Source organism: Komagataeibacter saccharivorans, from assembly GCF_004348195.1.
GTDB lineage: Bacteria > Pseudomonadota > Alphaproteobacteria > Acetobacterales > Acetobacteraceae > Komagataeibacter > Komagataeibacter saccharivorans.
Genome location: NZ_CP036404.1, coordinates 1055093 through 1071500, shown reverse-complemented (window position 1 = coordinate 1071500; position 16408 = coordinate 1055093). Strand labels below are relative to the sequence as shown.

The 16408-nt window shown below is 54.7% G+C and carries 8 protein-coding genes and 1 pseudogene; 7 read left to right on the top strand and 2 right to left on the bottom strand.

What is annotated here, in order from left to right:
• Window positions 1-7 precede the first annotated feature (7 nt).
• From KSAC_RS04820 to KSAC_RS04800, 5 genes are read left to right on the top strand one after another with little or no spacing between them, the layout of a single operon-like run.
• A complete protein-coding gene (locus tag KSAC_RS04820) occupies window positions 8-607 on the top strand; it encodes a recombinase family protein (protein WP_132304511.1) in 600 nt (199 codons plus the stop codon).
• Window positions 604-3876, top strand: a complete 3273-nt coding sequence (locus KSAC_RS04815; RefSeq protein ID WP_132304509.1) for a helicase-related protein — start codon at window positions 604-606, stop codon at window positions 3874-3876. Before KSAC_RS04820 ends, KSAC_RS04815 begins: the two co-directional genes overlap by 4 nt.
• Window positions 3873-4580 carry a DUF4391 domain-containing protein gene (locus KSAC_RS04810; RefSeq protein WP_132304507.1) on the top strand — a complete coding sequence of 236 codons (708 nt, stop codon included), beginning with the start codon at window positions 3873-3875 and terminating at the stop codon, window positions 4578-4580. Before KSAC_RS04815 ends, KSAC_RS04810 begins: the two co-directional genes overlap by 4 nt.
• 9 nt (window positions 4581-4589) lie before the next feature.
• Window positions 4590-6692 (top strand): site-specific DNA-methyltransferase, encoded by a 2103-nt coding sequence (locus tag KSAC_RS04805; RefSeq protein ID WP_132304505.1) that lies wholly within the window; start codon window positions 4590-4592, stop codon window positions 6690-6692.
• A gap of 10 nt (window positions 6693-6702) precedes the next feature.
• On the top strand, window positions 6703-9750 hold the full coding sequence (locus KSAC_RS04800; protein ID WP_132304503.1) for a type III restriction-modification system endonuclease: 3048 nt from the start codon (window positions 6703-6705) through the stop codon (window positions 9748-9750).
• A 333-nt stretch (window positions 9751-10083) separates the two neighbouring features.
• On the opposite strand, the pseudogene KSAC_RS17770 reads toward KSAC_RS04800, so the two are convergent.
• Both KSAC_RS17770 and KSAC_RS04790 read right to left on the bottom strand, forming a co-directional pair.
• A pseudogene (locus KSAC_RS17770) lies at window positions 10084-10785 on the bottom strand (IS1595 family transposase).
• Window positions 10786-11073: 288 nt separating this feature from the next.
• Window positions 11074-11679, bottom strand: coding sequence for a hypothetical protein (locus tag KSAC_RS04790; RefSeq protein ID WP_243705317.1), 606 nt, complete (start codon window positions 11677-11679; stop codon window positions 11074-11076).
• A gap of 632 nt (window positions 11680-12311) precedes the next feature.
• On the opposite strand from KSAC_RS04790, the gene KSAC_RS04785 reads away from it, so the two are divergent.
• Entirely contained in the window at window positions 12312-13979 is a 1668-nt protein-coding gene (locus KSAC_RS04785) for an OprO/OprP family phosphate-selective porin (protein ID WP_132304501.1), read from the top strand.
• Window positions 13980-14174: 195 nt separating this feature from the next.
• Window positions 14175-16319 (top strand): putative bifunctional diguanylate cyclase/phosphodiesterase, encoded by a 2145-nt coding sequence (locus KSAC_RS04780; protein ID WP_243705316.1) that lies wholly within the window; start codon window positions 14175-14177, stop codon window positions 16317-16319.
• The last annotated feature ends 89 nt before the right edge of the window (window positions 16320-16408 follow it).

The window sequence follows — 16408 nt, the reverse complement described above, 5'->3', positions numbered from 1 at the left end:
TCTGTTAATGAATCAGCGTATCGGATATGCTCGGGTCTCCACGGAAGACCAACACCTTGATCTGCAGCGCGACGCGCTTCAGCTCGCTGGTTGCCGCGTCATCTACGAAGAAGCCGCGAGCGGCAAGAGCGCTATAAGGCCCGAGCTTGAGCAGTGTCGCAAGGCGCTGCGGGCTGGGGATACGCTCGTGGTATGGCGCCTAGATCGGCTGGGTCGCAGCCTCCACGACCTGGTGCAAATCGTAGCCGATCTCGAACGTGGCGGCATCAGCTTCGAAAGCGTGACTGAGAAAATCGAAACGGGCAGTGCGGCAGGCAAACTTGTCTTCCATGTTTTTGCGGCCCTTGCGGAGTTCGAACGCAACTTAATCCGCGAGCGGACTCATGCCGGCTTGGCGGCAGCGCGCGCTAGAGGGCGCGCGGGTGGTCGCAAACCGAAGCTGGGAGAGAAGCAGGTGCGAGAGATTAAGGCACTCCTTCGTGATCCAGCCATCCAGGTTGCCGACGTAGCCCGACGCTATGGTGTGTCCCGCACTACGCTTTACAAGCACGTTGGAGTTATTGCCCCTCGGAGCAGTTCCGCGATCGACACGGATAAAGCGCAATGAAACTTGTCGATAACACCTCGCTACTCCTCGGTGACGATTTGAAGGCGACAGTAGGGCGCCGCTCGCGGTTGAAGATTGCGGCGTCGTGCTTCTCGATCTACGCCTTCGAGGCTCTCAAATCGGAGCTGTCGAGGGTCGAAAGCTTCCAGTTCATCTTCACCGCGCCGACATTTGTGCCAATGGAAATGACCGATCGTCTGCGCAAGGAGCGGCGAGAGTTCTTCATCCCCAAGACAGTGCGCGAGCGGGGGCTTTACGGAACCGATTTCGAGATTCAGTTGCGCAACAAGCTAACGCAGCGCGCGGTTGCCCGCGAATGCGCCGAGTGGATTCGAAAGAAGGCGCGCTTCAAGTCGAACACGACCAAGGCGCCCATGCAGCAGTTCATCCATGCGGGATCGGAAGCCGGTGACGTCGCCTACATGCCGATCAGCGGCTTCACAGCCGTCGACCTGGGCTACCAAAAGGGTGACGCCGTCTCGAACCTCGTGACCCGTATCGGCGATACGGCCCATACCCAAGTCTACCTTCAGCTCTTCAATCAGATATGGAACGACGAGGAGAAGGTTAGCGATGTAACGGCCGCTATCTGCGATCACATCGAGTCCGTCTATCAGGAGAATTCACCGGAGCGGATATACTTCCACATCCTTTACAACATCTTTCAGGACTTTCTCGAAGAGGTCGATCAGGACGCGCTGCCAAACGATCTGACCGGCTATAAAGACAGTCTCGTCTGGAACAAGCTGTTCAACTACCAGCGCGACGCGGCGACCGGCATCATTAACAAGCTGGAGATGCACAACGGCTGTATTCTGGCAGACAGCGTCGGCCTTGGAAAAACCTTCACCGCGCTCGCTGTGATCAAATACTATGAGTTGCGCAATCGCTCGGTTCTGGTGCTTTGCCCAAAGAAGCTCGCGGACAACTGGCAGAACTACAACACCAATCTGACAACCAACATTTTCTCCAAGGACCGCTTCAACTACGACGTCCTGTGCCACACCGATCTTTCCCGCACCTCGGGGGAGTCGTTCGGTATCCCCCTCAACAGGGTGAATTGGGGCAACTACGATCTCGTCGTCATCGACGAGTCACATAATTTCCGGAATAACGATGTCTTCAAAGATCGGGAGACGCGCTACCAGAAGCTGATGAACAAAGTCATCCGCTCAGGCGTGAAGACCAAGGTGCTGATGCTCTCGGCGACGCCAGTGAATAATCGGTTCAATGACCTGCGCAATCAGCTTGCCCTTGCCTACGAAGGCGAGTCTGAAAATCTGAGCCGGCACCTCAAGACCAAGACTGGGGTCGAGGAGATATTTCGGCGCGCTCAGAAGGCGTTCAATGCTTGGTCCGAGCTTCCGCCGCAGGATAGAACGGCTGCTGCCATCCTCAAGGCGCTCGACTTTGATTTCTTCGAATTGCTCGACGCGGTGACGATCGCCCGGTCACGCAAGCATATCGAAACGTTCTACGACACGAAGGACATCGGCAAGTTCCCGCAACGCCGAAAGCCGCTGTCCTATCAATGCCCGATCACCTATCGGCCCGACGTTCTCGGGCTCAATGACATCTTCAGTCACCTGTCGGTGCTCAAGCTCGCTGTCTACGCCCCGATCAGCTACATCCTGCCGAGCCGGCTGCGCAAATACGAAGAGATCTACGACACCCAAGTCGAGGGCGGACGCGGCAAGCTGCGTCAGGCTGATCGCGAGCGGAGCCTTCAGGCTCTTATGACCACCAACCTGCTCAAGCGGCTGGAAAGCTCCGTTGAAGCGTTCCGGCTCACCTTGCGCGCGCTTAGCCGGAATATTTCCCAGACGCTCGATGCGATCTCGACCTTCGAACGGACCGGCGGTTCGGCGACTGTCACCGACCATCTCGGTGATCCCGGCTTCGATACGGATGACGATGAGCTGAACGGGCTCGATGATTTCACGGTTGGCAGGAAGATCAAAATCAACCTTGCGGACATGGATCTGCCGTCGTGGAAGCATGATCTGGAGGCCGACCTCACCCTGATCGGCGATCTGATTGCGTCGATGGACAAGGTCGGTCCCGACGACGACGCCAAGCTTCAGCACCTCAAGGACATCATCACCCGCAAGGTGGATGAGCCGCTAAACTCCGGCAATCGCAAGGTACTTATCTTCACTGCCTTCGCTGACACGGCGAAATACCTTTATGCCAACCTGAAGCTGTCCTTCTTGAAATCTCACGGGCTTAATTCCGGTCTGGTGACAGGTTCCGACGCGTCGAAGACCACGCTGAAGAAAAGCTACGATTTCCAGTCGGTCCTGACGCTGTTCTCCCCGCGCTCGAAGGAGAAGCATCTGGTACTTCCGCACGAGACCAGCGAGATCGACATTCTGATCGGCACGGACTGCATCTCGGAAGGCCAGAACCTTCAGGACTGTGACTATCTGATCAACTACGACATCCATTGGAACCCGGTGCGGATTATTCAGCGCTTCGGACGTATCGACCGTATCGGATCGCCGAACTCGCAAATTCAGCTCGTCAACTACTGGCCTGACATCTCGCTCGACGAGTACATCAACCTCAAGGAGCGTGTCGAAAACCGTATGATGATTGCCGATGTCACGGCGACCGGCGACGACAATGTGCTGACCGCCAAGAGTAGCGACATCGCCTACCGCAAGGAGCAACTCAAGCGGCTCCAGGAAGAGGTGATTGAGCTGGAGGACGTGCGGACCGGGATCTCCATCACGGACCTCGGCCTCAACGATTTCCGTATGGACCTTCTGAACTACATCAAGGAGCACGGCGACCTCGAGCATCTGCCCAACGGCATGCATGCGGTGGTGCCGGCGCAGCCGGTGCTCGGGCTGAAGCCCGGTGTGATCTTCGCGCTGAAGAACATTCACGACAGCGTGAACATCAACCAGCAGAACCGGCTGCATCCCTATTACCTGGTCTATGTCGGTCACGACGGTGGGGTCATCATCGACCACACCGAGGTGAAACGCTTGCTCGACCTGATCCGCACGAGTTGCAAGGGTCAGGCGGAACCGATCCGGGTGGTCTGCCAGCTGTTCAACGAGCGGACAGAGGACGGTCGCAAGATGGAGCATTGCTCCGCGCTGCTGAGTGCGGCGATCCGCTCGATGATCGAGGTGAAGGAAGAGAAAGACATCGACAGCCTGTTCAGCGGCGGGCGGACCACGGCGCTGGTCCACGCCATCGTAGGGCTCGATGATTTCGAACTGATCGCTTTCCTTGTGATCGAGGAGGAGGCCGCATGACGGCAGCCTTCTTCGACTATCCCAAGGCCGCCGCCTTCGGCCGCGTTGTCCCCAAAACCCGCATCTATGAGCATGCCGGCGTCGGCACGGCGCTCCGGGACCTGTTCGTCACCCAGGTCGATCAGATCGTCTGGAAGTACAAGCTGGCGCCGGAGACCACAAACCTCGCGGCGTCGAAGGCCGTCAGCGAGATCCAGGTTTTCGGCATCAGCCTGCGCACCGGCAAGCTCGACGAAGAGGTGCTGCGGGCGATCGACCGGGCGATCCCGTTCCCGCTGATGTTCGAGCTCAGCTGGTCGGGCAAGCGGCAGGCCGTGGCCGCCTTCAAGCGGCCAAGCGATGCCGATTCCGCCAAGTGGGTTGTCAGCGGTTATTTCTCGACCGATTGGGCGCCTGACGACGCGGCGCGCCGGCCGCTGCCGGTCGCGCTCAACCTTGGTAGCCTCTACGACGACCTCCTCACGGCGCTGATGCCAAAGGCCGTCGCCGAGGCAGAGCATATCGTAGAGGATATCCAGACGCGCGTGACGCGGATGGAGGCGATCCGGGCCAAAACGCGAGAGGTGGACCGGATCAAGGCCCGCCTGGCCCGCGAGAAGCAGTTCAACAAGCGCGTGGCGATCAATGCCGAGCTGCGCGCCGCACGGCAGGAACTGGAGCGCCTATCCGGTGCAGCTCCCGTCATCGCCGCGAGGAATGAGTAAGGAAAGACGATGAACAAGCTGAAGATGCACAGCCCTGACCTGAGCCAGGAGAACATCGCGAAGATCCGCGACCTGTTCCCCGGCTGCGTGACCGAGGCGCGCGACGAGGCTACGGGTCACCTGCGTCTAGCCGTAGACTTCGATCAGCTCCGCCAAGAGCTGAGCGACCGCATCGTCGAAGGGCCACAAGAGCGGTACCGGTTGGATTGGCCCGGAAAACGTCAGGCTTTGATCACTGCGAACTCTCCCATCTCAAAAACCTTGCGACCTGCACAGGACGAAAGCGTTGACTTCGACACGACGAAGAACCTCTTCATCGAGGGCGACAACCTTGAGACCCTGAAACTGCTACAGGAAACCTATCTCGGTCAGGTGAAGCTGATCTACATCGACCCTCCCTATAATACTGGGAAGGACTTCATCTACCGGGACAACTTCACCGCAGGCAAAGAGCAGTTCGAAATCGACGCGGGGGAGAAAACTGCCGAAGGCGGGCGTCTGGTGGCGAACCCGGATACGCGCGGTCGATATCACTCGGACTGGATGTCGATGATCTATGCGCGTCTGACGGTCGCGAAGAGGCTCTTGAAGGATGATGGGATTATCCTCGTCAGCATCGACGATTACGAACAGGCCGCGCTCCGTAAGTTGATGGATCAGGTCTTCGGCGAGACAAATTTCGTGGCTCAACTGGTCTGGGAGAAAGGCCGAAAGAACGATGCAAAGTTCTTTTCCGTTGGTCACGAATACATGATGGTTTTCGCTAAGAATGTGACGCAGCTACGCGAGAAGCAAGAAATTTGGCGGGAAGAGAAGCCCGGTGCGCGCGATATCTGGGCCGAATTTGTCAGGTTGCGCGAAGTTCATGGTGATAACTTCAAGGCGATCGAGGCTGACCTTTCCCAATGGTACTCCGACCTGCCGAAGGGCCATCCTGCAAAGAGGTGGGCGCGGTACAAGCGGGTCGATGAAAACGGTCCGTGGCGAGACCGCGATATCTCTTGGCCCGGTGGAGATGGGCCGCGATATGATGTGATCCACCCAGTGACAGGGCTTCCCTGCGAAGTCCCCGAAGCGGGCTGGAGATATTCGACCTCCCAGGAGATGCAGAGGCAAATTAAGGTCGGGCTCGTCGAATTCCGCGAAGACCATACCCAGCCGCCGTTAAGGAAGGCGCACATTCGACCTATCCCCGAAGAGGCGGATGGAAACCAAGTCGACTCGAATGATACTGATGACGATAGCGAAGAGGAAACAGATTTCGCCACCCAGGTTCGCGGGTCGTATTTCTACAAGCAATCTCAAGTCTCTGTAAAATACCTGCGTAAGCTCATGGGGGCCAAGGTCTTCACCAACCCGAAGGATCACGATGAGTTGGCAAAGCTGATCGAATACGTGACTCCAAATGATCGTTCCGCCCTCGTGATGGACTTCTTTGCTGGATCGGCTAGTACCGCCGAAGCTGTCTTCCGGGCCAATGCCACCTATGGAACTAATCATCGTTTCATCATGGTGCAGCTCCCCGAAGACTTGCAGGAGGCAGAGGCCTCGACTACAGGAACTGCAAAGAAGACGGTGCAGGCCGCGATCAAGCTCATCAAGAGAAATGGTCGACCGCTGGTCTTGTCTGAAGTGTCGAAAGAACGCGTGAGACAGGCCGGGGCAGCAGTGTTATCGGAGACTTTCGATCCAGGTTGGAATCGCGATGTCGGCTTCCGAGTCCTGAAGGTCGATACGTCCAACATGCAGGACGTCTATTATCGCCCGGACGAGATCGATCAGAAGGATCTGCTCACCGCCGTCGATAACATCAAGCCCGACCGTACCCCCGAGGACCTGCTGTTCCAGGTGCTCGTCGATTGGGGAGTAGACCTGACGCTGCCGATCCGACGCGAGACGATACAGGGCAAGACCGTGTTTTTCGTGGACGAAAATGCGCTGGTTGCCTGCTTTGAGACGGGTGTGACGGAGGAAATCGTGAAGGAGCTTGCTGCCCGCGAGCCGCTGCGTGTCGTGTTCCGAGACAATGGCTTCGTTTCCGACGCGGTGAAGATCAACGTCGAGCAAGTCTTCCGCCAGGTCTCACCGGGCACCGACGTCAAGTCGATCTGAGGGGGCGGCCATGAAGCTGAAATTCAAAGTCCAGCCCTATCAGACACAGGCTGTGAATGCGGTCGTGGACTGCTTTGCCGGGCAGCCGATGTCGAATGAGATCACCTACCGCATCGATCCGGGCCGGAAGGCGCAGACGAGGGCCTTCGAGGAAGGGTTCAAGAACGCCGATCTGACGCTGACGGAGCTTCAGGTGCTGGCCAACGTCAAGGACGTCCAGCGCGGGCAAAATCTGCCAATCTCGGACAAGCTGGTTGCCAGCGCCGGGTGCAGGATCAACCTCGACATCGAGATGGAGACGGGGACCGGCAAGACCTATTGCTACATCAAGACGATCTTCGAGATGAACAAGCGCTACGGCTGGTCGAAGTTCATCATCATGGTGCCGTCGATTGCCATCCGGGAAGGCGTCCATAAATCGCTGCAGATCACCGCCGACCATTTTACCGAGAGTTATGGCAAGAAGGCGCGCTTCTTCATTTACAACTCCAGGCGGCTACACGAGTTGGAGAGCTTTTCGTCGGACGCTGGCATCAACGTCATGGTGATCAACATCCAGGCGTTCAACGCCCGAGGCGCCGATAATCGGCGCATCTACGACGAGCTGGACGATTTCCAGTCGCGCAAGCCTATTGATGTGATCGCCAGCAACCGGCCGATCTTGATCCTCGATGAGCCGCAGAAGATGGAAGGCGCCGCCACGATGGAGGCGCTTCCCAAATTCAAGCCGCTGATGATCCTCCGCTACTCGGCGACGCACCGGACCGAGCACAATCGCGTTCATCGGCTCGATGCGCTCGACGCTTATAACCAGAAGCTGGTGAAGAAGATCGCCGTGCGGGGTATCCAGACACGCGGTCTCGCCGGCACGAATCCCTATCTCTATCTCGAAGGCATCGACATCTCGAAGAAGGCACCGATCGCGCGTATCGAGATCGAGGTCAAGCTGAAGTCCGGCGAGATCAAGCGGCAGCTCAGGCGGCTAGAGTTTCGGGACGACCTTTTTACCGAGTCCGGTGAGCTGGACCAGTATCGGGATGGCTTCGTCATCTCGCAGATTGACGCCCGCAACGACACGGTAGAGTTCACAAATGGCCAGGTGCTCCACGGCGGCGAGGCGACCGGAGACGTGTCCGAGCGCGACATAAGGCGCATCCAGATCCGCGAGACAATCAGGGCGCACCTCGATAAGGAGCATCAGCTCTTCGCCCAAGGCATCAAAGTGCTGTCACTTTTCTTCATCGACGAGGTGGTGAAGTATCGTGACTACAAGAGATCCGATGAGAAGGGCGAGTATGCCCGCGTGTTTGAGGAAGAATATGAGCTTCTCAAGGCGGAATATTTAGGGGAGCTGGAGATCGATAACCGGCATTATAGGAAGTACTTGGCGGGTATCGATGTGGCCAAGACGCATAAAGGCTATTTCTCGATAGACAAGAAAACCAAGCATCTGAAAGATCCCGCAATCACCAAGACTGGCGCTAGCAAAGGACAATCCGACGATGTGGATGCCTATGATCTGATTCTGAAGGATAAGGAACGGCTGTTATCCTTCAGTGAGCCGACCCGCTTTATTTTCTCGCACTCGGCTCTTCGAGAAGGGTGGGACAATCCCAACGTGTTCGTTATGTGTATGCTCAAACACAGCGACAACACGATCTCGCGTCGCCAGGAAGTTGGCCGTGGACTGCGCCTGTCAGTGGATAAGCACGGCGACCGTATGGATAACCCCGCTGTAGTCCACGACATCAATGTGCTGACAGTCGTGGCCAGCGAGAGCTACACGGCTTTTGTCGGTGGTCTCCAGAAAGAGATTGCCGACACACTAACATCCCGCCCCCGGAAGGCGACCGAGGCTTATTTCACCGGGAAAATCATTGCAACCGATGCGGGCCCAATCGAGATCACGCCAGCGATGGCGAAGCAGATCTATCGTTATTTGTTGAAAAACGACTATTCGGACGAAGCAGATCAAATAACTCCAGCCTACCACGAGGCCAAAGAGGCTGGAACGCTGCCAGCGTTACCGGACGACCTGAAGCCTTACGCCGATCAGATTTTCCAGATTATCGACAGCGTATTCAGCGATGCCGAGTTGCCGAAGGTGGATGATGGTCGGAAATCCAAGATCAATCCGCTGAACGACAATTTCGATAAGAAAGAGTTCCAGGAACTCTGGCGGCGAATCAACCAGAAGGCTGTCTATCGCGTCGAATTCGATTCCAACGAACTGGTTGGCAAATGCGTGAACGCGCTCGACAGCCAGCTTCGGGTCACACCGCTTCAATACACTGTGCAGATCGGCATCCAAGGTGACGAACTGACCGATGAACAATTAAAGGCTGGTGACGGCTTCGCTCTTACGGACTCAACAACTGAACGCGGTGGCTCCATTCATTCCCTCGTGAAATACGACCTTCTTGGTAAGGTCGCTGAAAACACAGAGCTAACGCGTAAGACTGTGGCCGACATTCTCACTCGGATTCAGGTCAGTGTGTTTGGCCAGTTCAAGGAGAATCCCGAGCACTTCATTGCGGAGGCTTCTCGGATCATTGCCGAACAAAAGGCTACAATGATCATCGAACGGCTCGCCTACGACGGTCTGTCCGAGCGGTATAACGTGGATATCTTTACCGCAAACCAGACAGGCCAAGATTTCTCCAAGGCTTCAGCCAAACTTAAACATCATATCTATGACTACGTCGTTACTGACTCCGGAATCGAACGCGATTTCGTTGAAAAACTTGATACTGCTAGCGAGGTAGTAGTCTACGCCAAGTTGCCGCGTGGTTTCCTGATCCCGACACCTGTCGGCGACTATAACCCTGATTGGGCAATTGCTTTCAAGGAAGGCCATGTCAAGCACATTTACTTCGTCGCGGAAACCAAAGGCACAATGTCCTCAATGAAGCTCCGAGAGATCGAGAAGACCAAAATAGCTTGTGCGCGGAAGTTTTTTGATGAGATTGAGCGTCATGTTAGTCATGATCGAGTCAAGTATGATGTTGTCACTAGCTATGAGCAACTTATGGATATCGTCGGGCATGAAAAGGTTTGAGGTCAGCCCAGAAAACTAAGGGAGAAACCCTATGAGACCGGATGCTCAAGATTGAGTTTTAAGAGGGGCTATCGCAAATAAAATGGTATTTTTCATGGTGTTTATGTGTGAATAATTTTTAAGTTACTGATTTGTATGAGGAAATTTTATCTATTAATAATCGAGTGGGAGTGAGGAAAAGCTGTTTTCAATAAATAACGCGTCTATATTATAAATATATTTCATTTTTATTATCCTTCAGGATTCGTGGCCGTTTAGGTATGTGTCCTGGAGGATTTTTTTATGGTCAGGTCCGATAAAGAGTTCTGGTTCCCCGTTCTGGTAATACAGTTTCTATTTTATATTACTGTTCGGGCTGGCATGGGGAAGGAGATTAAGTGAGGTCTCCAAAAACGGGATGTTGGCCCATTGCGCGAGGGTTTGCTGGCGTTTCCTGAGCGAACGGTTGTTGAAGCACCACTCACATTCGGCAAGAAAGAGATGAAAGTCTTTCGTGGTATTCCATTGTATTGACGTAAGTGATGCTTCGCCTGTTTCCAGAAGCCCACGATGCCGTTGATATGGTTTCGCCCTTGCTGAAGCGCCTGGCGTGGCTGATCTTTTCATGAAGGAACCCAGAGATATCAATCGTCCGGTAGGCGTGCCATACGTCTGAATAAACGATTGGATCTGGACGTATTTTCTTTCGAATGAGCGACATGGGCTTCCCGCTTCCCGCTTCCCGCTTCGGGGATCATCACGGCATGGACGTGACCACCGCGCTTGAGAAGCCCGAAGACGGCGACTTTTCCGGCGGCGCCCCGGGCTCTTTTGTCTTTACGGTATCCGCCGAAATGGCTCTCGTCGACTTCGATCTTTTCTTCAGGAGCATTATGTCCGACAATGATTTCCCAAAGCTTCGGTAGAACAGGATCGTTGTATTGCGATTGACGCCGATGATTTCCGCAGACTGCGCGCGGACGTGCCTGCAACGAAATACTCCAGAAAGCATTTTTGGGCGGCAAGTACCAACCGGATGCGGCGACGTGCTGTCATACGACATATCAAGCCTTTATTGGCTTGCTTATGCCAACCCTATTTATTGAATTCTATAATATAAGATCATAATTCTGTTCAGAAATCAGAAGTTAAATTTATAATATAAGTAGATGGAAGAAAATAAAGTATGGAGGCAGCGTTCATATATATTACGGTACGACCTCAGTTTTGAAGCGTCTTAAACGGGCTTTTGATCCTATGTCGCTGCCCATGACAGCAACGAAGTTTGGAGTGGGCGTGCAATTCCGGATGGACTGTATGAACAGATAAAATGTAGGTCTCATTTCATTTCGGGACAGTCTCTGTGGTTTTGATGTTGGCATTCTGTAGTGGCTGTGGGGTGGGGTTAGAAGAAGTGACGACCGACTTTGTTGTTCCCCCTAACGTCTGCTGCATTTCCTGCCGGATATGGTTGCATTTTTTGGTAAAAGTACTGGCCTGTGCCGCAGTCATGAAATTGATTATGAAAGCGCCAACCAGAGAGCAGAAGGATAGGGCAATAATAACCTGTCCGGTTACTGTGATTGTTGCATCATAATATTCTGCTGAATACCATAATAGAAAAAGGCTGATCGCTGCTCCGATGAATCCCAGTATTCCGGTATAATGAATAAGGGTATCTTCTTCATTGCTGAATGAGGAAGATTCCTGCCATAATAAATACAGTTTCTCATTCATTTCCTCAACCTGACAGTCATGTTCAAGCTGCTGGGCATTGATTAGCTTTGCTGGGGCCGTGCGGTACATGGCAAGTTCCTGCTGCGCCTTGCTAAAGATGCGCCTACGCTCCTTGATGGCAGGCAGACTGATATCCACAAAGCTGAGAATGGCTACGTTCAGGCCCGCCGATAACTGCACGACGGCCTGAAAATCTCCCCATGTCTGGCTCACCCGATTTCCCCAATGCTCTCACATAGACGTGAATATATTACATTACGGAAAGGCAAAGCAGCAGAGCGCAAAATCGTTAGGCAGGATTGCATCCTTCATCTGGGCTGCTTTAGGGCTCTCTTACCATCAGGGGAAGATAAGCGGTGCAGCGACGCTTCGTTATCCAGTACGTTGTTCTGGTTATAAATAATTGTAATTTATAGTTGATTTCCGAATGGAAAGAATAACGATGGATGCCGAAACTGTGGCAGTTCCCCATATGAAGGAGAATAAAAATAGGTTTTCATGGAAACCGGTCGCTGGAAGGGAGGGGTAGTAATATTATGATCTTCAGAAGATTACGTCTTCCTAATTTCAAAAAAACATTGCGACTGAATGTCGCTTTATGGCCTGTTCTTACAGCAGGACATGAATGATGTGGTTCCGAACCGATCAGACCGGGATTCTATTATCATAAAAGCCGTTCAGTTCAGCAGATATATGAAAATAAAAAGAAAAGCGCATTCCATATTCTATAAAATATAGTACGCGCGGCGTGTCATAAATCCTTCATAAAACTGTATTGGAAACATAACACACAGAATTGTGCGCCCATTCTAAATGAACCCATCCTTCATTACGGAATGGTTAATATGATTCGCCGGTCTGCTGTATCGCTTCTGCTGGGTTCTTCTGCCATCTGGGGTCTCTCCTCGATCAACCAGGCGTATGCGGCATCCGCGTCGGATGCGCAGATCCTCGCCCTGCAGCACGAGATGCAGGAAATGCGCCGTGAAATGTCGGGCCAGATCAGCGTGCTGCGCCAGCGCCTTGTCCGTGCGGAAGCGCACAATACCCCGGCAGCCAATGCAGCCCAGGCCCGCCGCGTGGCGGCCAGCAAGGGCCAGCCGCTGCCCGACAGCTATGCGCAGGACATCCATATCGGCGGCGACAGCGGCATGGGCGGAAACCTGGGCAGCGTGATGCAGAAGGCCGATCTGGGCACCCCGCCGTCGGATCGTGGCGTCTCGTCCTCCTGGGCGTCTTTCCGGGCGGCGAACGAGAAGGAAGAGGCCGTGCATATGGGGGGCATGATGATCGGCTTCCCCGGTGGCCGTCCCACCATCTCGTCCGAGGACGGGATGTATGCCATGTCCATCGGCCTAGCCTTCCATGAGGATATCGGCGGCTTCATGGGCATGTCGCCGCGCCGGGGCGAAACCCGCGGCGATTTCTCCAGCCTGACCGAAAACGCCCGTCGCCTGCGTATTCCCATCTCGTTCCGTTACAAGGACTGGATCGCCAACATCACGCCGGATTTCGGCAACGGTTCGGCGGACGGGTCGACCACGCTGTATGAAGCCAACGTCAACTATGCCGGTTTCCACAACACGATCCTGACGGCGGGTTACTTCCAGCCGCGCGTGACGGAAGAAGATTCCGAAAGCTCGAACGAGTTCGAGATGATGGAACGTCCCGCCATCACCGATATCGTGCGTAACATCGCGGCAGGCGATGCGCGCATGAGCATCGGTGGCCTGCATTATGACAAGCGCTGGTGGATCGCCGGTTACCTGACCGGGCAGAGCTATGGCACGCGTAACGGTACCGGGGTGACGGACAGCCAGACGGGGGCGACCTTCCGTGTCGCGGGTCGCCCGTACATGTCCAAGGACATTGACGTGCATGTCGGCCTGTCGGCCATCAGCGCCTTCAAGGTTGCGGAAAAGAGCAATGGCCGCAGCTACGCCTTTGCCGAAGGGCCGGAAGTCAACCTGACGACGACGAAGTTCCTGAACCAGACCGTGGGCAATGTGGGCAGCATCTGGTCGGCGGGTCCCGAACTGGGCTTCCGCTGGAAGCGGCTGGTGCTGAAGGGTGAATACTACCATATCGGCGTCACCCGTGGCGACAATACCGGCGGCAATGTCGGCAACCAGCAGAGCGTGAACTTCTCCGGTTATTACGGCGCTGCCAACTATACCCTGTTCGGCAAGGGCCGAAGCTACAACATCAAGGAAGGCGCCTTCGCGGCGCCGGGTGTGGACCATGTGTTCGACCCGCTGCACGGGTACTGGGGCGCGCTGGAACTGTCCGCGCGGTACAGCGTGGCGGACCTGAACAGTGGCCTGAACACGGCAGGCGCCGTGCGTGGTGGGCAGCAGACGGTCTGGTCGGCGGGGCTGAACTGGTATCCCAACCGTCACTTCCGCTTCATGCTTGACTTCAACCACATCATCGTCAGCCGCAACAGCCAGCTTTACGATCTGGTCGGGCGGGACGGAAACTCCGTCGCCGGACGTATTCAGGCCGCTTTCTAAAACGGGGCATATTTCATAATTCAGTCATAACGACCTTCCAGTTCACAAGATGTTTTACCTGTATCCCCGCATGGATGTACCGAAATGCGGGGATACTTTATTTTTCAGATACGTAAATATGTTTAGAGGGCAGATAGAATAATAAAAAAATGTAGAAATAATATATCTGTGCTGCATATATGTGGAAAATGAATAATGAGCGTGGGCTTCGTAGAGAAAACCCGTAATAGTTTTCTTTCAATGGGGGATATTGCCAAGAAGGGGCCGATTGTACGGCCAGATGACCCCGGTGAGTGCCTGTTTACCCTGTTCCGTAATGATGAAGCCCTTCTGCTTGTGACCGTCATAAATACGGAAGACGAACCTGTGGGCCTTGTGGAAAGGCAGGCTTTTTTTCTCAAGGTTTCGGGGAAATTTGGACATGCGCTTTTCAGTCGGCGGCCTGTTGCCCTTCTGATGGATGCAAGTCCCGTTATTATTGATGCGCAGGTTTCATCATCCGATTTTACGGCTCTTGCATTACGTGGGCAGGCATCTGACCTTCTGCGTGGTTATATAGTTACTGAAAACGGGCGCTATCTTGGTACGGGGTCGGCGCTGGATCTGATCAGTGCTTCCCATTCCAATGCAATTGCATCAGCCGCGAGCCTGAAGCATTCAGCCGAAGAATTACGCAAGGCCAACCGGAAGATTTTACGCGACAAGCTTTTTATTGATACGATCATAGAAAATATTCCCTCTGCCCTGATCGTACGTTCCATCCGGCATGAACGTCCGGTTCTGGTCAATCGGGCGGCTGAACACATGATCGGATGTGGGCGGGAGTTATTACTTAGAAAGAACGTAGACAACATATTCTGTGAAGATGAAGTCGGGCATTTTCTGGTTAACCGTCCGGATGTGGACCAGCAGGGAGAGGCCGAAAAGACACTGCGCAACAATCAGGGCCGCAGACGGGTGGTTTCCACCCGGCGGGTCATGATTACGGATGAAAGCGATGCGCCGCGATGGGAATTATGCGTTGCGGATGATGTGACGGAACAGCGTAATGCCCAGCATCAGGTGGAACAGTTCGCGCATTACGACCCGCTGACCGGTCTGGCCAATCGTGCCCTGTTCAGTTCACGTCTGAATGCGGGTTGCCGCAAAGGGCTGAATGCAACATTGCTATGTATCGATCTTGATTACTTCAAGACGGTCAATGACGTGTATGGGCATGCGACGGGTGATGCGTTGTTGCGACTTGTCGCGGCTCGCCTGCGGGCATGCAGTCGGGAAGAAGATCTTGTCGCCCGTCTGGGCGGGGACGAATTCGCCATTATCTGGCCCGCTGTCCCCACGCAGGCTGAACTGAAGGGTCGGGCGCGCGAAATCGTCGAAACCGTGGGGCGGCCTTATATTATTGACGGCCATCATATCGTTATTGGCGCAAGTATTGGAGCGGCGCTGTATCCGTTTGACGCGGATTCATCAGAAACATTGCTGCAATATGCAGATATAGCACTTTATCGCGCCAAATCGTTGGGGCGCAATGGTTTCCAGTTATTCGATGCGGAACTGCGCGATGAGATCCAGACCCGTGCCCGTCTGGGTAACGAACTGCGTGCCGCCATTGCGAATGACGAACTGACCCTTCATTTCCAGCCGCTGTACACAATGCCGGGGAACCGGATCTGTGCATGTGAGGCCCTGACGCGGTGGCAGCATCCCGTGCAGGGGATGATACCCCCGGACCAGTTTATCGGTCTGGCTGAGGAAAACGGCCTGATACACGATCTGGGGGAATGGGTCCTGCGGGCTGCGTGCAGGGAGGCCGCGACATGGCCGGAACACCTGAAGGTGGCGGTCAATGTTTCGCCAATACAGCTTCGTAATCCGCGATTTGTGGATATAGTTGAAAGCGCGTTGCAGCAGGCTGGCCTTGAGCCGGCACGTCTTGAGATCGAGATTACGGAAAACATCTTCGTCCAGAATAGCGCGACCAATCGTGATATCCTGCAAAAGCTGGGTGAGATGGGGTGTGGCATCGTACTGGATGATTTTGGCACGGGGTATTCCTCGCTGGGTTATCTGCGTTCCTTCCGGTTCCAGAAAATCAAGATTGACCGCTCCTTTGTGCGTGAACTGCCGGAAAAGGGGGCATCCAGTATTATACAGGCCATTATCAACCTGGCGCATGGCATGGATATTCCGATCACGGCGGAAGGCGTGGAAACGCAGGACCAGTGGGCGCAGCTTAATGCGCTTGGCTGCAATCAGGTGCAGGGCTTCCTGCTTGGCAGGCCGCAGCCTGCTGACAGCATCCGCCAGCATATCCAGTGCGCAGCCGAAATGGTGTGATGTAAGGGGGGAGGCCAGACTTCGTGCCCTTGTCATGTAACGTCCTGCGGGTAAGGGCAGGGGACATATAGGCACCGCCGTTTTTTTAC